Annotated in this window: 20 protein-coding genes; 6 read left to right on the top strand and 14 right to left on the bottom strand. The window is 63.3% G+C overall.

The features are described 5' to 3' along the window. Positions 1 to 85: 85 nt before the first annotated feature. The 5 genes from LMTR21_RS10270 to LMTR21_RS10250 form a co-directional block, all read right to left on the bottom strand. Positions 86 to 1,168 carry a zinc-binding dehydrogenase gene (locus tag LMTR21_RS10270; RefSeq protein ID WP_065756605.1) on the bottom strand — a complete coding sequence of 361 codons (1,083 nt, stop codon included), beginning with the start codon at positions 1,166 to 1,168 and terminating at the stop codon, positions 86 to 88. Between the two features lie 81 nt (positions 1,169 to 1,249). Next, entirely contained in the window at positions 1,250 to 3,901 is a 2,652-nt protein-coding gene (locus LMTR21_RS10265; RefSeq protein ID WP_246175428.1) for an autotransporter outer membrane beta-barrel domain-containing protein, read from the bottom strand. A 253-nt stretch (positions 3,902 to 4,154) separates the two neighbouring features. Further along, positions 4,155 to 5,099, bottom strand: coding sequence for a DMT family transporter (locus LMTR21_RS10260; protein ID WP_065756694.1), 945 nt, complete (start codon positions 5,097 to 5,099; stop codon positions 4,155 to 4,157). Between the two features lie 184 nt (positions 5,100 to 5,283). Further along, the gene (locus tag LMTR21_RS10255; RefSeq protein WP_065756695.1) at positions 5,284 to 6,126 is read right to left on the bottom strand and encodes an aldo/keto reductase; all 843 of its coding nucleotides are present in this window, start codon (positions 6,124 to 6,126) and stop codon (positions 5,284 to 5,286) included. A gap of 7 nt (positions 6,127 to 6,133) precedes the next feature. Further along, on the bottom strand, positions 6,134 to 6,760 hold the full coding sequence (locus LMTR21_RS10250; protein ID WP_065756696.1) for a LysR family transcriptional regulator: 627 nt from the start codon (positions 6,758 to 6,760) through the stop codon (positions 6,134 to 6,136). A 140-nt stretch (positions 6,761 to 6,900) separates the two neighbouring features. Here LMTR21_RS10250 and LMTR21_RS10245 point away from each other — a divergent pair, with 140 nt between their 5' ends. Then, complete coding sequence (locus LMTR21_RS10245) at positions 6,901 to 7,581, top strand: L-2-amino-thiazoline-4-carboxylic acid hydrolase (RefSeq protein WP_148635949.1); 681 nt, start codon at positions 6,901 to 6,903, stop codon at positions 7,579 to 7,581. A gap of 1 nt (position 7,582) precedes the next feature. Then, entirely contained in the window at positions 7,583 to 7,969 is a 387-nt protein-coding gene (locus LMTR21_RS10240) for a RidA family protein (RefSeq protein WP_065756608.1), read from the top strand. Positions 7,970 to 7,977: 8 nt separating this feature from the next. On the opposite strand, the gene LMTR21_RS10235 is transcribed toward LMTR21_RS10240, so the two are convergent. The 4 genes from LMTR21_RS10235 to LMTR21_RS10220 all read right to left on the bottom strand — a co-directional run bounded on the left by LMTR21_RS10235 (position 7,978) and on the right by LMTR21_RS10220 (position 12,338). After that, the gene (locus LMTR21_RS10235; RefSeq protein ID WP_065756609.1) at positions 7,978 to 8,772 is read right to left on the bottom strand and encodes an ABC transporter ATP-binding protein; all 795 of its coding nucleotides are present in this window, start codon (positions 8,770 to 8,772) and stop codon (positions 7,978 to 7,980) included. Positions 8,773 to 8,783: 11 nt separating this feature from the next. Next, positions 8,784 to 9,692 carry a nitrate ABC transporter permease gene (ntrB, locus tag LMTR21_RS10230; protein WP_065756610.1) on the bottom strand — a complete coding sequence of 303 codons (909 nt, stop codon included), beginning with the start codon at positions 9,690 to 9,692 and terminating at the stop codon, positions 8,784 to 8,786. A 63-nt stretch (positions 9,693 to 9,755) separates the two neighbouring features. Next, entirely contained in the window at positions 9,756 to 11,075 is a 1,320-nt protein-coding gene (locus LMTR21_RS10225) for a CmpA/NrtA family ABC transporter substrate-binding protein (protein WP_057833573.1), read from the bottom strand. A 348-nt stretch (positions 11,076 to 11,423) separates the two neighbouring features. Continuing rightward, on the bottom strand, positions 11,424 to 12,338 hold the full coding sequence (locus LMTR21_RS10220; RefSeq protein WP_065756611.1) for an intradiol ring-cleavage dioxygenase: 915 nt from the start codon (positions 12,336 to 12,338) through the stop codon (positions 11,424 to 11,426). A gap of 137 nt (positions 12,339 to 12,475) precedes the next feature. Between LMTR21_RS10220 and LMTR21_RS10215 the strand changes: the two genes are divergently transcribed. Together LMTR21_RS10215 and LMTR21_RS10210 are read left to right on the top strand one after the other, a co-directional pair. Further along, positions 12,476 to 13,750, top strand: coding sequence for a serine hydrolase domain-containing protein (locus LMTR21_RS10215; protein WP_065756612.1), 1,275 nt, complete (start codon positions 12,476 to 12,478; stop codon positions 13,748 to 13,750). 159 nt (positions 13,751 to 13,909) lie between these two features. Continuing rightward, positions 13,910 to 15,418: a sensor histidine kinase gene (locus LMTR21_RS10210; protein WP_065756697.1), complete on the top strand. Its 1,509-nt coding sequence runs from the start codon at positions 13,910 to 13,912 to the stop codon at positions 15,416 to 15,418. 4 nt (positions 15,419 to 15,422) lie between these two features. On the opposite strand, the gene LMTR21_RS10205 is transcribed toward LMTR21_RS10210, so the two are convergent. From LMTR21_RS10205 to LMTR21_RS10195, 3 genes are all read right to left on the bottom strand, one after another. Then, positions 15,423 to 16,742, bottom strand: coding sequence for a TRAP transporter large permease (locus LMTR21_RS10205; protein ID WP_065756613.1), 1,320 nt, complete (start codon positions 16,740 to 16,742; stop codon positions 15,423 to 15,425). Beyond that, positions 16,739 to 17,254 (bottom strand): TRAP transporter small permease, encoded by a 516-nt coding sequence (locus LMTR21_RS10200; protein ID WP_065756614.1) that lies wholly within the window; start codon positions 17,252 to 17,254, stop codon positions 16,739 to 16,741. The genes LMTR21_RS10205 and LMTR21_RS10200 overlap by 4 nt, the downstream gene beginning before the upstream one ends. Positions 17,255 to 17,405: 151 nt before the next feature. After that, positions 17,406 to 18,404, bottom strand: a complete 999-nt coding sequence (locus LMTR21_RS10195) for a TRAP transporter substrate-binding protein (protein WP_065756615.1) — start codon at positions 18,402 to 18,404, stop codon at positions 17,406 to 17,408. 944 nt (positions 18,405 to 19,348) lie between these two features. Here LMTR21_RS10195 and LMTR21_RS10190 point away from each other — a divergent pair. Both LMTR21_RS10190 and LMTR21_RS10185 read left to right on the top strand, forming a co-directional pair. Beyond that, the gene (locus LMTR21_RS10190; protein WP_065756698.1) at positions 19,349 to 19,720 is read left to right on the top strand and encodes a helix-turn-helix domain-containing protein; all 372 of its coding nucleotides are present in this window, start codon (positions 19,349 to 19,351) and stop codon (positions 19,718 to 19,720) included. A gap of 377 nt (positions 19,721 to 20,097) precedes the next feature. Then, positions 20,098 to 20,919, top strand: a complete 822-nt coding sequence (locus tag LMTR21_RS10185; protein ID WP_065756616.1) for an enoyl-CoA hydratase — start codon at positions 20,098 to 20,100, stop codon at positions 20,917 to 20,919. A gap of 78 nt (positions 20,920 to 20,997) precedes the next feature. Here the strand turns inward: LMTR21_RS10185 and LMTR21_RS10180 are convergent, their stop codons facing one another. Further along, the gene (locus tag LMTR21_RS10180; protein ID WP_065756617.1) at positions 20,998 to 22,080 is read right to left on the bottom strand and encodes an isocitrate/isopropylmalate dehydrogenase family protein; all 1,083 of its coding nucleotides are present in this window, start codon (positions 22,078 to 22,080) and stop codon (positions 20,998 to 21,000) included. 147 nt (positions 22,081 to 22,227) lie between these two features. Then, positions 22,228 to 23,298, bottom strand: coding sequence for an alcohol dehydrogenase (locus LMTR21_RS10175; protein ID WP_065756618.1), 1,071 nt, complete (start codon positions 23,296 to 23,298; stop codon positions 22,228 to 22,230). Positions 23,299 to 23,341 lie beyond the last annotated feature (43 nt).

The following is a 23,341-nucleotide window of genomic DNA, read 5'->3' as shown; positions in this document are numbered from 1 at the left end:
CGCTAGCGACGTGCCCACCATCTATCACCGATCGCGCTGCTTGATGGTGGGCACGCTTGCGCTTTGCCCACCCTACGGCGCCCCCTCACCGCCACGGCTCGACGATGATCTTGGTGTGCGCCTCGGGGTTGGCGAGATCGGCGAAGGCTTTTGCGACGCCGTCGATGCCGACGCTGGCGGTGACCATCGAGGCGGCGTCGACCTGCCCTTCCGCGATCAGGCGGAGCGAATAGGCAAATTCCTCCGGCGTGTAGCCCAGCACGTATTGAACATTGAGTTCCTTCAAAATGCCGAGCATCGGCTCGGCGCGGTCGGTTTCCATGCAGACGCCGACCACGACGATGCGCGCATCGCGCGGCGCGCCCTCGAACACCTGCTGGATCAGGCCGGGCACGCCGACGCATTCGAAGATCAGCGCAGGCTTGAGCGCCGGCAGCAGCGCCTGCAGCGGTGGGCGCGCGGCCTTTTCCTCCGGCGACATCTGGGCGTGCTCGGCCCAGGTCGCGTAAGGATGCGAGCGCGCGGGATCGACGACGATATCGGCACCGAGCTTTTCGGCGAGCGCGCGGCGGGCCGGCGAATAATCGGCGGCGACGATCGGATGCAATCCCCTGATCTTCAGCGCCGCGATGACGGCGAGCCCGACCGGACCGCAGCCGATCACGAGCGGCACCTCCCCGCCCTTGATGTTGGCTTTTGCTACCGCGTGCACGCCGACTGCGAGCGGCTCGGTCAGTGCGGCATGCTCGGCGGCGAGGCCGTTCGGGACCTCCAGCAGCAAGGCTTCGCTGAGCAGCATGCGCTCGGCGTAGGCGCCGACATTGTCGTTGGAATAGCCGATGCCTTGCGGGCCTTCCGGCGTCAGCAGCGCGGGCAGCGAACAGACCTTCGTGCCGGGCTTGAACTTGCCTGTGGTGCCGGGACCATAGTCCAGCACCTCGCAGCAGAATTCATGGCCGAACACGACGTCGCGCGAAAGATCCATCGGCTTGCGGCCGGGAAAATGCCTGGCGAGTTCGACCATGCGGTGCGCGTGCTTGCGCGCGTGCAGATCGGAGCCGCAGATGCCGCAAGCAAGCGACTTCACCAGCATCTGCCCGGCGCCGGGTTTCGGCTCCGGCATCTCGTCGACAACAATTTCCCCGTTGCGGAAAATGGCTGCGCGCATCGAAGGATCCTCCCGGTGATTTTTTTCACCTTAGATCATGATGCGATGAGATGAAATCGCTCCCGCATCATGCGCGGAGGGTCACCACGAATAGCGCACCACACCCTTGCCGGCGTAGGAGTTGGTGACGTCCGAGAACTGGCCTTCGAAGATCGCCGCGGCGGACCAGCCGTTCAGCCATTTCATCTCGGCGGCGCCGGTCAGAAGCGCAGAGTCATGCGCCTGCGCCGCGCCATTGACGACAAAGGCCACGCCCGGCAGCGTCTGGAACAGCGCCGTGACATTGCGGTCGGTGTTGAAATCATGCGCCCAGGCGGTGCGGCCGCGGAGCGTCAGAATGCCGTTCTGCACGGCCCAGGACTTGTCGGTGCGAATGCCGAGCTCGGTGCGCGACGCGGTGACGTCCTTGGCCGCATAATTCAGCGCGAAGGTGCCGGCGCCCGCCAGCACCTGCTCGGCATAGGCCGGCAGGCTGTAGGTGGTGAACTGGCCGGCGGCATAGGGTGTGATGCCCATCCACGGCGTCACGTAGCGGTAACCGCTCTCGATGCGACCGGACCAGGCATTGGCGTTGAACTGGGCGCGCAGGCGCTCGAAGCCGGCCACCGTGACGGTGCGCTCCGTGGTCACGTCCTGCCAGCCATAGGCGGCAGCGGCGGTGATGTAGGCCGCTCCCATGTTGTGACGCACGAAGGCGCCGGCCTGGAACAGATCCGAGCGGCCCGAGCCGAAACCCGAAACGCTGAAATTGGTGCCGCCGCCGGCGAGCGCGAAGCCGGCCAGCGTGTCGGGCGAGAGACGATAGTCGGCCCCGACCGCAAAGCCGAACACGCGCGCGGTGGCGTCGTTCGATCCAAGTGCGGCATTGCCTGACGTGTTGCTGCCGCCGCCGTAAGCGGAGCCCCAGACGCTCCAGCGCTGATCGAATAGATCGTTGCGCGCGATATCCGCCTTGATCGGGAACTTGGCGAAGGCATCGCGCGCGGCGCCGCGCTTCTTCGCGGCATAGCCAAGCGCGCTCTCTTCGGCGAACGGGACAGCGCTGGCATTACCACCGAAGCCGCCGCCGCGGCCCGCCACGAACGGATCCGAGATCAGCGAGAGGAACAGGTTCATGGCGTCGAAGGTCGCCTGCTGCGATCCGGTCGCCAGTTCGCCGGAGACCTGGGTCAGGCCGGCCGGCGAGAGCGAGGCGAACGAAGCCGGAAGGCCGCCGGTCGTGTTGAAGAAATTGGTCAGGGTGTTGGCGACGTTCTGCTGGTTGACGTTGAGGCCGCCGCCGTAGCTCAGCGCGATATTCAGGTAGACGTTATTGAGGTCGTAACTGAGGCTTGCGTTGAGATTGGGCGAAGCGCTCGACACGACCGGGTTAAACGTGCCGGCTACACCGCCGGTCGCGGTCAGGATCGTGTACTGCTTCGTCACCGTACCGGCTGGAATGACAACAACAGTCGCGCCGCCAAGCGTGGCTACGCCGGCGACCACGGTCAGGTCGCTGCTCGCGCCCGAAATCTCGACCATATAGCTCGACGCCGCCGTGAACGTCAGGCTGCCCGCCACGTTGATGGTGCCGATCGAATTGCCCGGCGCCAGCGTGCCGCCATTGACGACGACGTCGTCGATGATGCCGGTGCCGCCGAGCGTGCCGCCGGCGTTCACGGTCACGAGACCGTTGATGACGCCATTCACCGCGAGCGTGCCGCCGAGCACGTTCCAGTCCTGCGTGCCGGTGCCGGTTACGGTCCAGTTCGAGCTGCCGACCTTGTTGAAGGTCGAGAAGCCGTCATATTGCTGGCCGGCGCCGATCAGGCTGAGGTTGAACGTATCCTTGCCGGTGCCGCCGAGTTCGAGCGTATCCGTGCCATTGCCGAGCACGAGCCCGTTGATGACGCTGCCGGGCCCGAGCGTCAGCGTGCTGCTGCCGCAGCCGCAGAGTTCAATCGCCGCGAATCCTGCTGCGGCGTTGATGGTGCCAGAATTGAAGACCGTACCGGTGCCGCTCAGCAGTATGCCGATGCCGAACCCGCCCGCGCCGACGTTGATCGTTCCGGTGTTGATGACGGTATTGCTGCCGACGAAACTGCTGACGTCTATGCCGGCGGCGAAGCCACTTCCGACGGTGATGGTGCCGCTGTTGGTGATGGTGGCGGAATCGGCGAAGGCGAAGATGCCCCTGGCATCATCGCCGAGAAGGATGCTGCCGCTGTTGTTGATCGTAGCGGACACGCCGTTATAGGCGATGCCCACGCTGGCAACGGTGCCGTTGATGGTGCCGGAATGGGTGATCAGGGCGCGGTCGCCCTGCGCGGCAATCCCGGCCGCGCTGTCCTGCACGTTGATCGTCCCGCTGCTCGTAATCTTTGCGTCGTTGCCAAACACATCGATGCCGGCGCCAAAATCGCCCACGTTGATCGTGCCGGCGTTACTGACGGTCCCGTGCTCGCCCTGCACCGAGACGCCCGCGGAATTGGGGCCAACGGTGATGGTACCGCCGGCGAGATTGTTGACCGTGCTGAAATCCAGGACACCGATCGCGACACCGCCGCCGCCATCGCTAACCGTCGCCCCGGACACGACGTTGACGGTGAGAGTGTCGACGCCGAAGCCGGCCTGAAATCCGGCCGGCGTGTTGCCGCTGCAGGTGACGGTGTCGCCGCTCGATGCCGGATCGGGCGCGCAGGCCGCGCGGGCTTGAGTCGTCGAAAGGCACAGCCCAACCAGAACCGCCGGCATTGTGACTGCCCATGCAGCCATATCCCGGCGTCGGCCCTGCGCCGACGATAGCAAATGAAAAAACAACGCCCTGAACCCCATTCCCCGGCGCTCTCCGGCGCCATTCAATGGAAGTCAGATTAGCATGCGGATACCGCCGCCAGATTGCGGCGGTTCCGGAATCTGTTGGTTTGGCGTCGAGAACCGGCGTTTTCCGGCCGCACTGTGGCACTCGCGCCACGATTTTGTGGCGTGCATCTCAATCAGTGCGCGATCAGGCGTTCGGGGACGGCTCGCCCGAAACAGCCAGAAGCTGCGAGCGCCTGACCCGCTCGCGATGGGCGGTGTAGAGGCCGCTGGCGACGATGAAGGCCGCGCCGGTGATGGTGTAGACGTCAGGCACTTCGCCGAAGATGAAGAAGCCGAGAATGCTCACCCACAGCAATTGCGTGTAGGAGAACGGCGCCAGCACGGAAGCGTCGGCATAGCGGAACGCCAGCACCACGATCCACTGCCCCGCGGTCGAGGCAATGCCGATAAAAATGCCGAAGGCGATGTCGTGCCAGGTCGGCGTCACCCAGACGAACGGCACCAGCGCGGAAAGAATGCACAGACCCACGATCGACGAATAGGCCATCACGGTGACGGCGCGCTCGGTGCCGCTCATCATCCGCGTGATGATCAGCGTGCAGGCCCAGGCCAGCGCCGAGACCAGCGGAAAGAACGCCGCGGGATGAAACGCGCTGGTGCCCGGACGCAGGATGATGATGACGCCGACGAGGCCAACGCCGGTCGCGATCCAGCGGCGCAGGCCGACCTTCTCGCTGAGGAAGATGATCGACAGCGCGGTGACGAGCAGCGGCGCAACGAAGCCGGTGGCGGAGGCCTCCGCAATCGGCAGGTAGCGCAGGCCGGAGATGAAGAACAGCGACGAGCCCAGGATCGTCAGGCCGCGCAGGAGATGCAGGCCTAGCCGGCCCGTCTGCATCGCAAACAGCGGCGAGCCCGGCATCATCGCCGGCGTCATGATCATCGCGAACACGAGAAAGCGGATCCAGGCGATCTCGATCGAGGGCAGTGTCGCCGAGAGATATTTCGCCGTCACGTCGGAGGCGCCGAGAAATACCGTCGAGGCCAGCACCAGCGCGATGCCCTTGAACGGCCGGTCGGCGCGCGCGGGCGCCTTGCGGATCGTCGACCTCTTTTCGGGCAAAGGCAGATGAACGCTGTCCAGCCTGGCGGCTGCGGCGGGGGGCGGTGTCACGGCAATCTCGAAGGCGGTAATTTCGAATCGGGCGAGGTTGTAAAAAACACCAATTCGCCCGATGCGACTAGGTCCGAAAGCGGGATGCGGATATGCGCTGAGGGCGCGATTGCAACACTTTGTTAAGGACGGTGAGCCGTCAGAGCATCGGCAAGCCGCGCGGCTTGGGCCCGCGCGGAAAGGCCTTGTCGAGCGCGGCGATCTCCTGCTCGCTGAGTTTCAGATCCCCTGCCCCTGCATTGTCAGCGGCATGTTCCGCGCTTGAGGCCTTGGGAATCGCGAGCACCGTAGCTGCACGCGTGAGAAACGCCAGCGCGACCTGGCGCGGCGTTGCCTTGTGCGCATCCGCGATGGCCTGCAGCACCTCGCCGCCCTTGCTGCGCGGCGAGGGAAACTCGTCATGCCCGAACGGCGAATAGGCGACGACGGCGACGCCATGCTTCTCGCACCACGGGATCACCGCGTGCTCGATCGCGCGTTCCTGCAGATGGTAGAGCACCTGATTGCAGGCGATCTTGCCCTCGCCTGCGACGTCGAGCAATTCGTCGAGATCGTCCTCGTCGAAATTGCTGACGCCCCAGGAGCGGATTTTTCCGCTTCTCACCAGTTCGTCGAACGCCGCCACCGTCTCCTCGAACGGATAGGAGCCGCGCCAGTGCAGGAGATAGCAGTCGAGATAATCGGTCTTCAGCCGCTTCAGCGAACGCTCGCAGGCGGTGATGGTGCCGCGACGCGAGGCGTTGCTCGGCAGCACCTTTGAAACGAGGAAAAGTTTTTCGCGCGAGAGCCCTGCGATGGCATCCGCGATCACAGGCTCGGCATCGCCGTACATCTCGGCGGTGTCGATATGCGTCATGCCGGCCTCGACGCCGCGGCGGAGCGCCGCGATCGCCGCCTTGCGGTCGCCGCGGTCGAGATACCAGGTGCCCTGCCCGATCACGGAAACGTTCGCGCCACCAGCACCGAATTTTTTCTGCTTCACGATCACCTCAGTTTCTGACGATGCCGACCACGCGACGACGCTGCGGCGCGAGTGAATTCTCGGCGGGCAAACCGCGCAGCCAATCGCGGAAGCTTGCGATTTCCGGACAATCCGCGGTGCCGGCTGGCGCAATCAACCAGTCGCCGAGCCCGGATCCTTCGCTCACGCGATCGCAGCGGTAGCCTGGATGATTGCCGAGCCCGCGCGCGATCAGCACATCGATCTTGCCCTCGATCAGCTCGGCCAGGCCGGCGGGCTGCAGCACCCGCAAGCCGATTTCTTCGTGGCTGCTTCGAAACTCCGCCAGCCCCAGGCGTCGCAGATCGAAGCTGCCGTGCACGCCGAGTTGCAGCAGCACCGCGCCCACCGGCTTCAATTTCGCGGTCGCGCTGGCGATGCGGCGAAAGCCGCCGGAAATTTCCGGCAGATAGGCCTGGCCGGCCTCGGTCAGCACAAGCTGCTTATGCAGCCGTTCGAACAGGCGGACGCCCAGCCGCGCCTCCAGCGATTTGACCTGCTGCCCCACGGCGGCAGGCGTCACATGCAACTCATGCGCCGCGAGCTTGAAGCTGAGATGCCGCGCCGCGGCTTCGAACGCGCGGAGCGCATTGAGCGGTGGAAGGATGTAGGTCATCGCCAGCCAGTTTGTCACCGATAGGTGCAAGCCTTGCAATAGATTTTCTTGCGCTGAACCGCAGCAACAATGCTTTGCGGAGGCCGGATACCGCCGGTTACGGTCGGGTTCGGATCGACCCTTGCCAGCCAGGATAACCCATGACTCAAATTCATCCCTTCTACGAGGCGCATCGTGGTGCAATGGAGACCGTCATGCGCGAGCGTCTCGACCTTGCCGAAGCGATGTTGCGCGACCGCGCGAACCTTGTTGACGTGGACAGGATCAGCCAGGAGGTGATGGACGAGTTCGAGATCGTGCTCAGCCAGATGCCTTATGTCGGCGGCCCAGCCAGCCGCATGAGCGATTTCTTCATGCGTCTACTGGGTTTTATGGCCATCGGCCGCGTGCTCCGGCGACACGGCGTGTCGCTGCCCGTGATCGGCGACATCGAGCGAGAGAGCTATAAGGCGCAGTTGCTCATGGTGCCCGAGGCCGAACGGCTCGCCTCAGGGCGTCAGTTCATGTCTTCCGAGAACCAGGCACTGCTGCGTGAGCAGGCGGCAAAAAGCCAGGCGGAAGAATATCCAGAAGATTTCGTCTACGATTTCGTCGAGCCCGGCGCCGACGACAACTTCGATTTCGGTATCAACTACAATGGCTGCGGTTTCTGCAAATTCGCATCACGTCACGGAGATCGGGAAATCCTGCCGCACATTTGCGGGCTCGATTTTGTGGCTTACGCCGCGCGCGGGATTCGTTTGGAGCGGACGCAAACGCTGGCGGGCGGCGCGAGCCACTGCAATTTTCGCTTCTCGCGGATCGAACAGGAGACAAACTGACATGGCTCAAATTATCAGGCACAATCCCGAAGCGGTTCACGCGCCTTCCAGCGGCTACAGCATGGGGCTGGAGCTTTCTCAGCACCGCCGGCTGCTGTTCGTCAGCGGCCAGGTGCCGGAAAATTCCGACGGCAGCGTGCCTGAGGGTTTCGAGGCGCAATGCGAGCAGGCCTGGCACAACGTCATCGCGGTGCTCGCCGCTGCCGGCCTCGGCGTCGAGCATCTGGTCAAGATCAATACGTTTCTGACCGACAAAAGCCAGGTCATGCCCAACCGCGCCATTCGCCGCAAGATGCTGCAGGGGCATGAACCGGCGTCGACGGTGATGATCGCCGAAACGGTCGACAGCAAATGGCTGCTGGAGATCGAGGCGATCGCCGCGGAATGAAAGGGTGCCTACGCCGCCTCGACGAAGCGATGCCGCTCGTAGAGGAACTCGAGCACGCGCTGCCGGCACTTGAGGTAGCCGGGGCTGGTCGCGAGTTCGAGCCGCTTGCGCGGACGCGCCAGCGGCACCTCCAGCACCTCACCGACCCGCGCGCTCGGGCCGTTGGTCATCATCACGATGCGGTCCGACAGCAGTACGGCCTCGTCGACGTCGTGGGTGATCATCAGGATGGTGTTGCCGAGCTTCTGATGCAGCGCCATCACCGAGTCCTGCAGATGCGCGCGGGTCAGTGCATCCAGCGCGCCAAAGGGCTCGTCGAGCAGAAGCACCTTCGGCTCCATCGCAAGCGCGCGCGCGATGCCGACGCGCTGCTTCATGCCGCCGGAGATTTCCGATGGACGCTTGTCCTTGGCGTGGGCCATCTGGACCAGGTTGAGATTGTGCATCACCCAGGCATCGCGCTCGGCACGGGTCTTGGTTGAGGCAAACACCTTGTCGACGCCGAGCCGGACGTTCTCATAGACCGTTAGCCAAGGCAGCAGGCTGTGGTTCTGGAACACCACCGCGCGATCCGGCCCCGGCGAATTGACCTCGCGGTTCTCCAGCAGCACACCGCCATTAGTGGCGCCGGTGAGGCCGGCCACGATGTTGAGCAGCGTGGACTTGCCGCAGCCGGAATGGCCGATGATCGAGACGTATTCGCCCTTCCCGATCGTCAGGTTGATGTCCTTCAGCACCTCGGTGGTGGCGTTGCCGCGGGTGAAGGTCTTGTCGATGTGGTCGAGCTTCAGATAGGCCTGCATGATTTTTTCCTTCAGTTCAGTGCGGTGCCGCGGGTCACGAACTTGGCCAGCCCTGCAATCAGGCGATCGAGCACGAAGCCGATGATGCCGACATAGAACAGCGCCAGGATGATTTCGCTGATGTGCGAGGAGTTCCAGGCGTCCCAGATGAAGAAGCCGATGCCAACGCCGCCGATCAGCATCTCTGCTGCGACGATCGCAAGCCACGACAGGCCGATGCCGATGCGCAGGCCCGTGAAGATGTAGGGCGCGGCGGCCGGGATCATGATCTTGGAGAAGAACTCCAGCGGATTGAGCTGCACGACGGCTGCGACGTTGCGGTAATCCTGCGGGATGTTGCGGATGCCGACCGCGGTGTTGATGATGATCGGCCATACCGAGGTGATGAAGATGACGAAGATCGCCGAGGGCTGACCGTCGCGGAACGCGGCGAGCGACAGCGGCAGCCAGGCCAGCGGCGGGATGGTGCGCAACACCTGGAACAGCGGATCGAGCCCGCGCATCGCCCACACCGACTGCCCGACCAGTGTACCGAGCGCGATGCCGACAATGGCGGCAATCGAATAACCATAGGCAACGCGCTGGAGCGAGGCGGACAAATGCCAGAACAGTCCCTTGTCGATGCCGCCATTATCGAAGAACGGATCGAAGATCAGTTCCCTGGTGTCCTTGAAGACTTTCGACGGCGGCGGGAGCGTCGAGCCGGTGCGGCGGCAGACCAGCTCCCAGAACAGCATCAACAGCGCAAGCACGATCAGCGGCGGCACGACGCGCACCGCGGCCTCCTTCGCCATCTTGACGTACTTCTCGGCACGAGGCGCCTGCTTCGGCGTCATCGTCACCACGGGCGCCGCCGTGGCCGGCGAGGTGGTCGGAATGGCCACCGCGGTGGCTTCGGCTTTGATCGCAGGCATTGTCATTGAAAATGCATCTCCGTGTTCAAAAGGCGGGCCGCACGCGTCCAGCGCGCGGCCCGGTTTGGATCAGACATCAACACGCTTGATCGAAAGGGACTTCAGATAGGCGGCGGGGTTTTCCGGATCGAACACCTTGCCGTCGAAGAAGGTCTCCTTGCCGCGCGAGGTGGAGGTAGGGATTTCGGACGCAGGAACGCCCATTTCCTTGGCCGCCTCGCGCCACATGTCCTCACGGTTGACCTTGGCAACCAGTGCCTTGCTGTCGAAGCCGGCTTCGTATTTGCCCCAGCGGATGTCCTCCGTCATGAACCACAGATCGTGGCTCTGGAACGGATAGGAGGCGAAGTCGCGCCAATACTTCATGATGTGCGGCGAGTTCTCGACCACCTTGCCGGGAATGCCGTAGTCGAACTTGCCGGCCGAACGGTCGTAGACGTCTTCGACCGGGCAGTTCATCCACTGCCGCTTGCCCATGATGGTGGCGAGCTCTTTCTTGTTCTCGGCCTTGTCGGCCCATTGCTGCGCCTCCATCACCGCCTTCAGGATCGCCTTGGCGGCCTTCGGATATTTGTCGACGAAGGCGGCGCGCATGCCGAGCGACTTCTCCGGATGCTTGTTCCAGAGTTCGCCGGTGTTAACAGCGGTGTAGCCGATGCCCTGGTTGATGAGCTGCAGATTCCAGGGCTCGCCGACGCAGAAGCAATCCATGGTGCCGACCTTCATGTTGGCCACCATCTGCGGCGGCGGCACCACGATGGTCTCGATATCCTTGTCAGGATCGATGCCGCCGGCCGCGAGCCAATAGCGGATCCAGAGATCATGGGTGCCGCCGGGGAAGGTCATTGCAGCCTTTACCGCCTTGCCCGATGCCTTCTTCTTTTCCAGGGCCGCCTTGAAGGGCGAAGCGTCGACGCCGAGTTTCAGGTCGGCATATTCCTTCGCGACCGAAATGCACTGGCTGTCGAGATTGAGCCGCGCCAGGATGTACATCGGCGTCGGAACGTTGTTCTGCGTCACCTTGCCGGCCGAGATCAGATACGGCATCGGCGTCAGGATGTGCGCGCCATCGATGCCGTTGCCTTCCGAGCCGAGCACGAGGTTGTCGCGCGTCGTGCCCCACGAGGCCTGCTTGGCAACCTCGACGTCGGGCATGCCGTATTTGGCGAACAGCCCCTTGTCCTTGGCGACGAACAGCGGCCCGGCGTCGCTGAGCGCGATGAACCCGAGCGTCGCCTTGGTCACTTCCGGACCCGCGCCTTGCGCAAACGCGCCGGCCGGGAAATTCAGCTTGGCCGCGGCGAGCAATGCCGCCGTGCCACCGGCCGCCTTCAGAAGCTGGCGGCGGCTCAGACCACGGCGTGAGGTCGGGAGGGTGGGTTTCGTCATGGGTATCGCTGTCCTTTGCTGCTTTGGTCAGGGGCGTTTGAACGAGACCGTCCGTTTGGGGTCACCGCGCGAGGCGCAGGAGGGCGCGTTCCAGGGATGGCCCCGGAATGGCGTCGACACATTCGGATCAGTAGTCTCGAGGGACGGCATCAATGGCGTCGGCACATGCTATTCAAGCGCCGTGCCAAGCCTCTTGCGATACAAAAATATCAATTACATCAGTACATTATATGAAATCCGCCAAAATAATAGGCAGCGGTCAGGAACCAAGCAGCGCATGCCAAACTTGCGATTCGCTCAATCCTTGCGCGGCGCACAAGGATTGAGCAAGCGGTACAACGCCCTGCGTTACGCGTCTTCAGCGGCCTTCGCCATCATCGGCTTCGGCGCGTTTCCGTCGCCCGGCTTCATCCGGAATTCGTAGGTCATCAGGTGCCATGGCGCGCTGGCCGGCTTGCCGTCCGGCATTTTCGAATCCGTGCGTTTTTCAATCCGGGCGACCAACTCGTCCTTGACGCCAAACACCACGTCGGAATCGAGATATTTGTCGCCGTCGATGAAGACGTGGGTGATCAGCGGCTGATGGCCGGGCGCATTGACCAGGAAATGCACATGCGCCGGCCGCATCGGATGGCGACTCGTCTGCACAATCATCTCGCCGACCGGGCCGTCGGTCGGAATCGGATAGCTGCACGGCAGGATGGTGCGGAAGAAGAACCTTCCGTCCGCGTCGGTGATGAAGCGCGCCCGCGACGACGGGCCCTGCGTCGCATAGGCCGGCTTCTGGGAATCATAGAAGCCGTCGCCATCGGCATGCCAGATGTCGACCGGCACATTCGCCAGCGGCTTGCCCTCGAGGTCGGTGACACGGCTCTGCACGAACATCCGCTCGCCGGGCAGATCGGCGGAGATGTCCGTGCCATGCGGCGTGACCTTGTGCTCGCCGACATAGAACGGGCCGAGCACCGTGGTCTCGGTGGCGCCCTCGCGTTCCCTGTGGTTCACGGCATCGACCAGCATCGATACGCCGAGCACGTCGGACAGCAGGATGAATTCCTGCCGGATCGGGGTGCATTTCTGGCCCGTCCGCGTCAGGAAATCGATCGCATATTCCCATTCCTCGAAAGTGAGGTCGGTGTTGCGGACATAGTCGTGCAGCGACTTCACGAGTTCCTGCAGCAGGAATTTGGCGCGCGGATCAGGCGTATTGTCGAAGCTGCGGATCACGGCGGCGGTCAGTTCGGTTTCGCTGAATTGGCGCATTTTTGCTGTCCTGCGGAATAGACGAAGGCTGGCGCGACCCTACACCACCGTTCCACCTCGGATAAGCACGGCCGGTTGGAACGGGGGACACTTTTCGGCTATCAAGGCTCAACCTCGCCAGCCGGAGATTAGCGCCGATGTTAGCTCCTACCCCCGCCTCGCCCGAGCAAGCCGGAATGTCCCAGGCGGCGCTCGATCGCCTCGAGAACCACCTGAAGCAACGCTATATCGATGCCGGTCGCTTTCCGGGAACGCAACTCCTGATCTATCGTCGCGGCAAGGTCGTGCACTCGACCTCGCAGGGCTTTGCCGACGTCGCGCGCAAGGTGCCGGTCAAGGACGACACCATCTTCCGCATCTATTCGATGACCAAGCCGCTCACATCCGTCGCCTTCATGATGCTGGTCGAGGAAGGCCGCGTCGCCATCGACGAGCCCGTGCACAAATACATTCCGCAATGGAAGAATCTCGGCGTGTTCGTGGCCGGCAACCATCCCGCCTTCCTTACTCGGCCGCCGACGCGGCCAATGCTGATCGTGGACCTGCTGCGGCACACCTCGGGCCTGACGTACGGCTTCCAGCAGCGCAGCAATGTCGATGCCGCCTATCGCGAGAACAAGATCGGCGAAGTCATCAAGGCCGGTACGCTCCAGGGCATGATCGACGACCTTGCGAAGATCCCGCTGGAATTTTCACCTGGAGAGGCCTGGAACTACTCCGTCGCCACCGACGTGCTCGGCTATCTGATCGGCGTGATCAGCGGCAAGCCGTTCGAGCAGTTCCTGAAGGAGCGCATCCTCGATCCGCTCGGCATGAACGACACCGATTTCTTCGTGCCCAAGGACAAGGCGCATCGTTTCGCCGCGTGCTATTCGGCCGATCCGGACGGCGGCATGACGTTCCATGCCACCGAGCGCAAGGGCACGCTGACGCTGCAGGACGATCCGACGACGAGTTCATTCCTCGAGCCGCCATCCTTCATCTCCGGCGGCGGCGGACTGTGCTCGACGACGGCCGATTATCTCACCTTCTGCCGGGCGCTGCTCAATGGCGGCGAGCTCGGCGGCGTCCGCCTGCTGGGTCCGAAGACCTTGAAGCTGATGACCTCGAACCACCTGCCCGGCGGCCTCGATTTGCCGGGCCTGTCGCGCTCGCTGTTCTCGGAGGCGACCTATAACGGCATCGGCTTCGGCCTCGGCTTTGCCGTCACCATGAATCCGGTGCAGACGCTGATCCCCGGCAGCCCCGGTGAATACAATTGGGGCGGCGCGGCGACGACCTCGTTCTTCATCGATCCGGCGGAAGAGCTGATCACGATCTTCATGACGCAGGTGCTGCCGTCGAGCGCCTACCCGCTGCGGCGCGAGCTGCGCACCATGGTGTACACCGCCATCACCGACAGCAATATCTGAGATCAGGAAGCCCGGGCTTCGGAGCGCATGGCAGGCGCTTCCGGAACCCGGCGCTTTGCCAAGCCCTGATTTATACCCCCCAACATCCCTTTTATATCCTTGGCGAAATTCGGCGGCTTCTCTTATGCTGCCTCGTTGGGGGCCGATCCGGGGCTTGCGTTGCCGAAACCGTCACTGCCAGTGCGTCTCGCCCTCCTGGTTGCGGGAACCACGCTGCCGCTGATCGTTTTCGCGGCCGGCATCGTTTTCAACCATTACAAGCAGGACCGCCAGATCGCGACGCAGCGGGTGCTTGAGACAAGTCGCAGCATTCGCCTCGTACTTGATGCGGAGGTGCAGCGCATCACCGGCGCGCTCCAGGTATTGTCGCTGACAAACGCGCTGCGTGACGGGGATTTCGAGAGCTTCCGCCGCATCTGCCAGGGCTTCCTCGACCAATATGGCGAAGGCGGGGTCGTGCTCGTAGCCAACCGCGAAGGCCGCCAGATGTTCTCCTCTCTCACCCCTGACACGGCAAACCTGCCGCTTCGCAACAACCTGCCGATGGTCGAGAAGGTCTTCACGGAGAAGCGGCCGGTTTATTCCAACCTGTTCTACGGGTCAGTCAAGCGACGGCTGATCGTGACGGTCGAGGTGCCCGTCATGCGGGACAACGAGGTGCTTTACGACATCTCCTTCAGTCCGCCGATCGAAATATTCCAGGCCATGATCGAGCAGCAGCAGCCGAGCAAGGACTGGACGATCTCGATCTTCGACGCCGAAGGCACCAATTTCGCGCGCGTGCCCAACCCGCAGGAGACCGTCGGCAAGCGTGCATCGCCCTCGCTCTATGCGGAAATGTCCAGCAATCCGGAAGCCACGGTGCCGACTGTCTCGCTCGAGGGCGTGCCGCTGATCACGAGCTTTGCCCGCTCCTCGCTCACCGGCTGGACGGTCGCCGCCGGCGTCGCCGAAAGCTCGCTTGTTGCGCCGCTCTGGCGCAACCTTGCGCTCACCAGCGTGATGGGCGCCATCCTTTTGATGGTCGGCCTCGCCTTTGCGGTGCGGATGGCAACCCAGATCGCCCGCGGCGAGATGCTGCACAATCTCCTGATCGAGGAGCTCAACCATCGCGTCAAGAATACACTCGCGGTCCTGCAATCGATCGCCACCCAGACCTTCCGCAGTGCGAGCCGCACCGAGCGCGAGAAATTCGAAGGGAGGCTCGGCGCGCTGGCGGAGGCGCACAATCTCCTGAGCGAGGAGAAGTGGCAGGGCGCAGAATTGCGGGAAGTGATCGCGCGGGTGCTGCAACCCTATCTGCTGAATAATCCGGAGCGGGTGCGGATGTTCGGACCGCAGGTCCCGCTGTCGCCGCGGCTCGCCGTGGTGCTGTCGATGATCGTGCACGAGATCGGAACCAATGCCGCCAAATACGGCGCGCTATCGAACGACACGGGGACCGTCGCGGTGGATTGGGAGATCCTCGAAGAGGCCGACGGGCGCAAATTGCGGCTGATCTGGACCGAGGCCGGCGGCCCGCCGGTCACGGCGCCGGTGCAGCGCGGTTTCGGCTCGCGGCTGGTCGAGCGCAGCGCACGCGACCAGCTCGGCGGCGAAGCCACCGTCGACTTCCTGCCGCGCGGCGTCGTCTACACGATAAGCTGCGCGCTGAACCGGGATGAATGAATGGCTATTTGAGCATCTCCGGCACGATCAGACGCGGCAGGAACAGCGAAACGCTGGGCCAGATGATGACGGCAGCCAGCACCAGCAGCATCGGTATCAGCATGATCACCGTGTCCTTCAGCGCGTACCGCAGCCGCACCCCCGCAATCGAACAGGCTATCATCAGGCAGAGGCCATAGGGCGGCGTCACCAGACCGAACGCCAGCGAGACGATCGAGATGATCGCAAACTGGACGGGGTGCAGATCGACTGATTTCGCCAGCGGCTCGAGCACGGTGCCGACGATCACGATCGCCGGAATGGCGTCGAGGAAACAGCCGACCACCAGGAAGCAGAACGAGATGAAGAAGCCTGCCGCGATTGCGCCCATGCCCCAGGTCGAGACATTGGCCAGCAGCTCCTGCGGAATCCTGTAGTACGCGAGCAGCCAGCCGAAGACACTCGCGGTGCCGACACAGAACAGCGCCACACCGGCGAGCCGCCCGGTGTCGAGCAGCGCCTTGTAGAGGTCGCGCCACCCGGTCTCGCGATAGAAGAATGCCGACAACACGATGGAGTAGAGCACCGCGACGCAGGCAGATTCGGTAGCGGTGAACCATCCGAGCAGGATGCCGCCGACGATGATGAACGGCGTCATCATCGCCGGTATCGAGCGCCAGATGGCGTAACCAATATCGGTCCAGCTGGATTTCGGATAGGTCGGATAGCCGCGGCGCACGGCGTAGACATGCACCGTCGCCATCTGTGCGCCCGCGATCAAAAGCCCCGGTACGATGCCGGCCAGATACATCGCCGCGATCGAGGTCGAGATCAGTCCGCCCCAGACGATCATCAGGATCGAGGGCGGGATGATAACGGCGAGCACGGCGGAGACCGCGGTGATGGCGATCGAAAACGAGAGGTCGTAGCCCTCCTTGGTCTGTGCATCGATGAAGATCTTGGACTGGCTCGCCGCGTCCGCAGTGGAGGAACCGGAGATGCCGGCGAAGAACACCGACAGCACGACATTGATCTGCGCCAGCGACCCCGGCCAGTGCCCGACCATCGAGCGCGACAACGCAACCAGGCGGTCGGTGATGCCGCCGATGCCCATGAGGTTGGCGGTGAGCAGGAAGAACGGCACCGCCAGCAGGATGAACGAGTTGTAGGCGTTGAAGGTCTCCTGCGCGAGCGTCATGATCGACAGCCGCGGCTCGATCAGGAGGATCGGCACGCAGGCCAGGCCGAGCGCAAAGGCGACCGGCACGCGGATGATGAGCAGGCCGATGAAGACCCCGAACAGGACCAGTGCGGCCTGTCCGGCAGAAAGAACATTGCCGCTCATTGCTTCGCCCCAAGCAGAATCCGCGTTTCATCGATGATCTGTTCGCCCGCAAACACGATCCACGTCACGCCCGCCACGGGCCAGGCGACATGGATCAGCCAGAGCGGCAGATCGGCCAGTTCGGAGGTCCGGTTCCACGCGAACCGCGTGAACTCGAGCCCGGCCCAGACGAACACCACCGCCATTGCCAGGACGCCGAGCCGGGCGGCGATCCGCACCGCAGCTTCGCTGCGACGCGACAGATTGGGCCAGACATCGACCTCGAAATGCTGGGCTTCGCGGACCCCGACCATGGCGCCGATCATGATCGTCCACACGAACAGGAAGCGCGCCATTTCCTCGGTCCAGATGTAGGAAGGAATGAGCGCCGTGTAGCGCGAGACGATCTGCAGCGTGACCGGGATGACCAGGATGCCGACGCAGGCGGCAAGCAGGAATTCCAGCAGCTTGGCATAGGCCGCCGTCGCTCGGCGCCACAGCGACGGAGTGGACACAACAGGCATTTCAGTCATTTCGGCTCCGTCCCGGATACCAGTCCGCCGATCCGGGCAAGAAGCGGGGCTTGCCCGGAAAGCTGTCAGCGGTCGTTCGATGCGATGTGCGACCACGCAAACGCGTTTTCGCATTTGTCGCGAGAGAAACCGGCCCCCACCGGTTCAGGCCCTAGGCGACGTTGATCTTCTCGAAGATGCTCTCGGCGCCGATTTCCTTGGCATAGGTGGCCATCACGGGATCAGCGAGCTTCTTCATCGCGTCGCGCTCCGCGAAGGGAACACGCTTGAGCTTGCCCGCCTTCTCCAGCGTATCCAGCTTGACGACCTCCTCACTCGACTCGAGCTGGCGGCCATAATCGCCGGCTTCCTTGCCGGCCTTCATGATCGCGTCCTGCAGATCCTTCGGCAGGGTCTTCAGCGTCTTCACCGAGAAACAGATCGGCCGGATCGACACCGCGTGCTGCGTCAGGTTGAGATGGGGCGCGACTTCATAGAACTTCATCGCCTCGACGCCTGCCGCCTCGTTCTCGCCGGCGGCGATCACGCCGTTCTGGATGGCGTTGTAGACTTCGTTATAGGCGATCACGGTCGGGCTCATGCCAACGGCGGCAAAGGTCTTCGACCAGATCGGTGCGCCCTGCACGCGTACCTTGAGGCCCTTGAGATCGGCGAGATTCTTGAGCGGCTTGTTGGCGAAGATGTTGCGCACGCCGCCGCCAGCATAGCCGATCAGAACCACCTCGGCCTTGGCCGCGACTTCATCGGCGATCGGCGCCAGAATGTTGGCCTCGACCACCTTGTTCATGTGCTCGATGCCCTTGAACACGAAGGGCGCGTCGATGAACGGTGCCGCCTTGGCGAAGGTCGACATGTGGGCCGGCGAAACGATGCCGTAGTCGACCGCCTTGCCTTGCGACATGTACTCGAAATACTGCTTTTCGAGGCCGAGCGAGGAGTTGCGGTGGAGCGTGAAGTTGATCGGCTTGCCGTAATATTTCTTCACCAGCTCTTCGAAGCGGAGCAATGCCCGGTTGAAGGCATGATCGTCGTTGAACTGGACGGCGCCGTTGAGCGAGATCGGCGCCTGCGCCTTGAGGATCGATGGAAAGCCCAATGCGCCGGCAGCCGCCGTCGCACCAAGGCCCGCAAGTACGGTTCTTCGCTTCATGGCGTTCCTCCCCTGTCATGCCCGTCCCTTGTAAGCGGGACTTTGGGCTGGGCCGACGATGCGGCCATAGGCGCAAAGCGTATGCAAAACGGTGCGGCTGTGGAAGCCAATTTAAGTCGGTACCCGGCGCCAATCGGCCGCAGCCGGCCATGCCTGTGGTTGCAATCACTTCGGGCAACCCCACGCCGGCGGCTCGCGCAGAATCGATGCCCCCTGCCACCAATAGCCGCAAGCGTTCGCCACGGCTTCGGCCGCATCTGCCGTTGCCGAGCGACGTCGAACGCGCCGGCGGCCTCGTGCACGCAACTGACACGCCGCAAATATTGCACCATGTCGAGTGCGGCCCGGCCCGTCAAAGACGTGCAAGACATTCCCGCTCGGACGACGCTCCCCCATACCGATTTGCAGGATTCCGATAGTCCGCGATCTCGCAGGTTGCCGTAAATTCCCGATACGCTCGGCCCGGAAGCCGGAGCTGAACTCTGCTGGATTTTATCAGGCATCACCGTCCGCAGAAATGTTTGGCAACAAACGCCGATGAACTGGGAACGACTTGCACGAATAGTCGGTAAAGCCCGTAAAAAACCGGTGGTTGAGCGCGGCACAGTAGGTATGCTGGCCAAAATCTGTGTCCTTTGAACTCGCGGTGGTTGTGGTTTGTCGAATATTTTGTCAAATGTAGAGAGCGGGGTTTTGCCAATACGCCCCGGGTGCCGACAGCCTTAGGTGGTTAGAGGTACCGGTATCAGGATGCTGCCAATGCGCGCAGGCGTTTGGCTACCATCCCGCAATATCTCAGGAATTCCGTGGTTCCCGATTCTAACTCACGGTCCGGACTGAACTTTAACACGGTACAAATGGATGAAACCCTGACCCACTTTTGCCAGGGTTTCCCGATTGAAGGACGGTAAACCAGAATGAACAGCAGATCAGCAGCGAAGAAGATGAAACAGCGCAGCGCCGGCAAACCCGATATCGAATTGGGCAAGCGGATTCGCCTGCGGCGTGTGGAACAGAAAATCTCGCAAGCGGAGCTCGGCGACAAGCTCGGCGTCAGCTTCCAGCAGGTTCAGAAGTACGAGAAGGGCGTCAACCGTGTCGGCGCTGCTCGTCTTCAGCAAATCGCTACCGCGCTCGACGTGCCGGTGACGTTCTTCTACGACGGCGACGGCAAGGCGCGTGAAGTCGAGAGCCTGCTCTTCCTGGACAGCGCCTTCAGCCTCAGGCTGCTGCGCGCCTACAGCAAGATCAAGGACCAGTCTGTGCAGCGCCAGTTGGTGTCCCTGATGGAATCGATCGCCGCCAACGAGGGCTAGGCCCTGTCGCGCCTCGATCGCAGCACCGCGGACCCGATCAATCGACGCGAGAAATCGCCGGGTAGCCTGTTGCTGCGCTGGGCCGAATTTTAAAGCTACCGGGACAAGCCCGTGCGACGCCATCGGAATGGGGATGGCGGAGTTCGGATGCGCCACAGCGAAAAGCCGACGACGACCACCGCCGGTTCAACCAGCAACAACGACTGCATTGCTGTCGCGCCCGCCACGCGCAAATGCGCGTGAGCCCGCCTCCGCCCTGACAACCTCACCATTATGCCCAGTGCCCTGAGCTGATCACGCGTGCAAATGCGGCGATTGACCGCTGCGGGAAGCCTGTCCGACAATGGACCAAACTTCTCGACTGAAAGCCGCAATCGATGCTCGACACCCCAAAACCTGCTGAAATCCCGCATGCCGACGGCAAGATCCTGCACAGCGTCAGCGATGGCATCGGCGTCATCACCTTCAACAATCCCGACAAGCGCAACGCGATGTCGCTGGAAATGTGGGAAGGGCTGGGCCACGCGCTGACCGCGCTGCGCGACGATCCCGATGTGCGCGTCGTGATCCTGACAGGCGCCGGCGACAAGGCCTTCGTCTCGGGCGCCGATATCAGCCAGTTCGAGAAGACGCGCCACAATGCGGCGGCGTCGGAGGAATATTCGAAGCGGAGCGAGGCGCAGCGTGCGCTGCTCGCAAGCTACCCGAAGCCGACGATTGCCTGCATCCGCGGCTTCTGCCTCGGCGGCGGCATGCAGGTCGCGATGCTCACCGACATCCGCATCGCCTCCGACAACAGCCGGTTCGGCATTCCCGCCGCCAGGCTCGGCATCGCCTATGGCTATGACGGCCTGCGCCACCTGGTCTCGCTGGTCGGCCCGTCCTGGGCGCGGCTGATCATGTACACAGGGATGCGGATCGAGGCGGCGGAAGCGTTGCGGATCGGGCTGGTCGACCGCGTGCTGCCGGATGCGGAACTATGGGACGCCACCATGGAAATCGCCCGCACCATCTCCGGCAACGCGCCGCTCGCCATCAAGGCCGCCAAGATCACCATTGCCGAGGTGCTGAAGGACGAAAGCAAGCGCGACATGGCGGCGATCAAGGCGATCGGCATGGCCTGCATGGACTCTGAAGATTTCCGTGAGGGGCGAACGGCTTTCATGGAAAAGCGCAAGCCGCAGTTCAAGGGGAAGTAGCCACAGGCACAGTCCCGTAGCCCGATGAGCCAACGGATCGCGCGAATGCGCGCCCCGTTGGCTCATGCGGGCTACAAGCTACAACGCCGCCAGCACCGCCTTCGTCACGTCCGCCGTGCCGTTGCTGCCGCCGAATTCCATCGGCTTGATGCCTCCCGCATAGGCCTTGTCGACCGCGCGCTCGATGCGCTCGCCGGCCTCTGCCGCACTTTCGAGGCCGTGCTTCTCGGCGAGCCAGTCCAGCATCATCGCCGCCGACAGGATCATCGCGGTGGGGTTGGCCTTGCCCAGACCCATGATATCGGGCGCGGTACCGTGGCACGGCTGGAATACGGCGTAGCGGTCGCCGATGTCGGCCGAGGGCGCCATGCCGAGCCCGCCGATCAGGCCGGCGGCGAGGTCGGAGAGAATGTCGCCGAACATGTTTTCCGTCACCATGACGTCGAAGTCCCAGGGCCGTTTCACCAGCATCAGCGAACAGGCATCGACATAGACCCGGTCCGTCTTGACGGTCGGATGGCGTTTTGCGGCTTCATCGAACATCTCGCGAAAGAACGCGAAGGCCCTGAACACGTTCGCCTTGTCGACGCAGGTCAGCCCGCCATTCGCCTTGCCGCGCGCCTTGCGGCGTTCGGCGAGCTTGAAGGAAAACTCGAACAGCCGTTCCGAGGTCTTGCGGGTGATGACGAGCGTCTCGCGCGCCTCCGTATCTGTCACGACGCCCTTCCCCATCGAGGCGAACAGGCCTTCGGTCGATTCCCTGATCAGCACGAGATCGATGCCGCGTTGGTCGGCGCCGACGATTGGGCTCGGCACGCCCGGAACGAGGCGCGCCGGGCGTACGCCGGCATAGAGGTCGAAATGGAAGCGCAGCTCGATCTGCGGCGCGATCTCGGTGTTATCGGGATAGCGCACCGACGGCAGGCCGCAGGCGCCGAGCAGGATGGCGTCGGCCTCCTCGCACAGCCGCACGGTGCTGTCGGGCATTGATTTGCCGGTTGCGAGGTAATTGTTGGCGCCCGCCGGCGCATCGGTGAAGCGAAACTTGAGGTCGCTGGTCGCCTCGATCTTGCGCAGCACTTCGAGCGCCGGCGCCATCACTTCAGGACCGATGCCATCGCCGCCGAGCACGGCGATGTGGAAGGCGTTATTTGCGGACATGTGGGTTCCTTCAGATCTAGCTCGCACGAAACTTTAAGGCTCGTCATGCCCGGGCTTGTCCCGGGCATCCACGTCTTTGCCACGGGTATCGGCAAGAAAGACGTAGATGGCCGGGACAAGCCCGGCCATGACGGAGAACGGCGGGACCTACGGCGTCAGCACCGCGCGGCCAACGAGCTTGCCCTTCTGCAAGTCGGTCAATGCTTCATTCGCCTTCGCGAGCGGCATCGTCGTCACCGGGATCGGCGCGATCATCTTGTTGCGGACGAGCTCGAGCAATTCCGCAGTCTCGCGCAGATTGCCGACATAGCTGCCCTGGATCGTGATCGCCTTGATCGGGATCAGCGGTAGCGCAAAGGTCGCACCGCCGCCGAACAGGCCGACGATGACGAGCTTGCCGCCTTTGGTCAGGCAGTCGAAGCCGAGCTGCGTGGTCTGCGCATTGCCGACGAGATCGATCACGGCGCGAATGGGACCGCCGGCCGCCTTCGCCAATTGCTCCAGCGCGTCCGGCGCCTTGCCGTCGACGGTTGCGAGCGCGCCGGCGGCCTCCGCCGCCTCGCGTTTGCGCGAATCGATGTCGACTACGATCGCGCCCTTGCCGCCCATCGCCTTCAACAGCGACAGCGCCATCAGGCCGAGACCGCCGGCGCCGAAGATGACGATCGGCGAGTTGAAGGCGAATTCGACCTTCTTCAGCGCGCTATAGGTGGTGACGCCGGAACAGGCATAGGGCGCCGCTGTAACCGGATCGAGCCCCTTCAGGTTCAAGAGATATTTCGGGTTCGGCACCGTCATGTGATCGGCATAACCACCGTCGCAGTAGACACCGAGCGAATTCGGCTTCACCACGCACATGTTCTCGTCGCCGCCGACGCAGGTCGGGCATTTCCCGCAGCCGAGCCAGGGATAGACCAGGGCTGTGTCGCCGACCTTGAGATCGCCCTTGTCGGCGGCAGTCACATCCGGTCCGAACGCGACGACTTCGCCGACGGTCTCGTGTCCCATCGTGCGCGGCAGCGACACGCCGCGATCCTTCAGCGAGAGCGGCTTGCGGCCGTGGCCGAGATCATAGCCGCCTTCCCAGATGTGGAGATCGCTGTGGCAGACGCCGGCCGCCTTCACCTTGATCAACACCTGCGTACCCGTGGGCTGCGGCGTCTCCTGATCCACCTCTTTCAGCGGCGCGTTGAACTCGGCGACCTGAAAACTCTTCATCGCTTTTCTCCCCTCATTTCTTTTTCTTAAGTCCTGAGAACGT

It is taken from the genome of Bradyrhizobium paxllaeri, assembly GCF_001693515.2.
GTDB classification, from domain to species: domain Bacteria; phylum Pseudomonadota; class Alphaproteobacteria; order Rhizobiales; family Xanthobacteraceae; genus Bradyrhizobium; species Bradyrhizobium paxllaeri.
Note: the sequence above shows the minus strand (reverse complement) of the source record. Positions and strands in the feature narration are given on the sequence as shown.

What these genes read in the sequence shown, in the direction of transcription:
- LMTR21_RS10270 (WP_065756605.1), bottom strand. Translation starts at nt 1,168, where the DNA reads ATGCGCGCAGCCATTTTCCGCAACGGGGAAATTGTTGTCGACGAGATG.
- LMTR21_RS10190 (WP_065756698.1), top strand. Translation starts at nt 19,349, where the DNA reads ATGAAACAGCGCAGCGCCGGCAAACCCGATATCGAATTGGGCAAGCGG.
- LMTR21_RS10235 (WP_065756609.1), bottom strand. Translation starts at nt 8,772, where the DNA reads ATGCAGGCCTATCTGAAGCTCGACCACATCGACAAGACCTTCACCCGC.
- LMTR21_RS10200 (WP_065756614.1), bottom strand. Translation starts at nt 17,254, where the DNA reads ATGACTGAAATGCCTGTTGTGTCCACTCCGTCGCTGTGGCGCCGAGCG.
- LMTR21_RS10245 (WP_148635949.1), top strand. Translation starts at nt 6,901, where the DNA reads ATGACTCAAATTCATCCCTTCTACGAGGCGCATCGTGGTGCAATGGAG.
- LMTR21_RS10220 (WP_065756611.1), bottom strand. Translation starts at nt 12,338, where the DNA reads ATGCGCCAATTCAGCGAAACCGAACTGACCGCCGCCGTGATCCGCAGC.
- ntrB (WP_065756610.1), bottom strand. Translation starts at nt 9,692, where the DNA reads ATGACAATGCCTGCGATCAAAGCCGAAGCCACCGCGGTGGCCATTCCG.
- LMTR21_RS10175 (WP_065756618.1), bottom strand. Translation starts at nt 23,298, where the DNA reads ATGAAGAGTTTTCAGGTCGCCGAGTTCAACGCGCCGCTGAAAGAGGTG.
- LMTR21_RS10195 (WP_065756615.1), bottom strand. Translation starts at nt 18,404, where the DNA reads ATGAAGCGAAGAACCGTACTTGCGGGCCTTGGTGCGACGGCGGCTGCC.
- LMTR21_RS10250 (WP_065756696.1), bottom strand. Translation starts at nt 6,760, where the DNA reads ATGACCTACATCCTTCCACCGCTCAATGCGCTCCGCGCGTTCGAAGCC.
- LMTR21_RS10215 (WP_065756612.1), top strand. Translation starts at nt 12,476, where the DNA reads ATGTTAGCTCCTACCCCCGCCTCGCCCGAGCAAGCCGGAATGTCCCAG.
- LMTR21_RS10265 (WP_246175428.1), bottom strand. Translation starts at nt 3,901, where the DNA reads ATGCCGGCGGTTCTGGTTGGGCTGTGCCTTTCGACGACTCAAGCCCGC.
- LMTR21_RS10205 (WP_065756613.1), bottom strand. Translation starts at nt 16,742, where the DNA reads ATGAGCGGCAATGTTCTTTCTGCCGGACAGGCCGCACTGGTCCTGTTC.
- LMTR21_RS10240 (WP_065756608.1), top strand. Translation starts at nt 7,583, where the DNA reads ATGGCTCAAATTATCAGGCACAATCCCGAAGCGGTTCACGCGCCTTCC.
- LMTR21_RS10180 (WP_065756617.1), bottom strand. Translation starts at nt 22,080, where the DNA reads ATGTCCGCAAATAACGCCTTCCACATCGCCGTGCTCGGCGGCGATGGC.
- LMTR21_RS10225 (WP_057833573.1), bottom strand. Translation starts at nt 11,075, where the DNA reads ATGACGAAACCCACCCTCCCGACCTCACGCCGTGGTCTGAGCCGCCGC.
- LMTR21_RS10185 (WP_065756616.1), top strand. Translation starts at nt 20,098, where the DNA reads ATGCTCGACACCCCAAAACCTGCTGAAATCCCGCATGCCGACGGCAAG.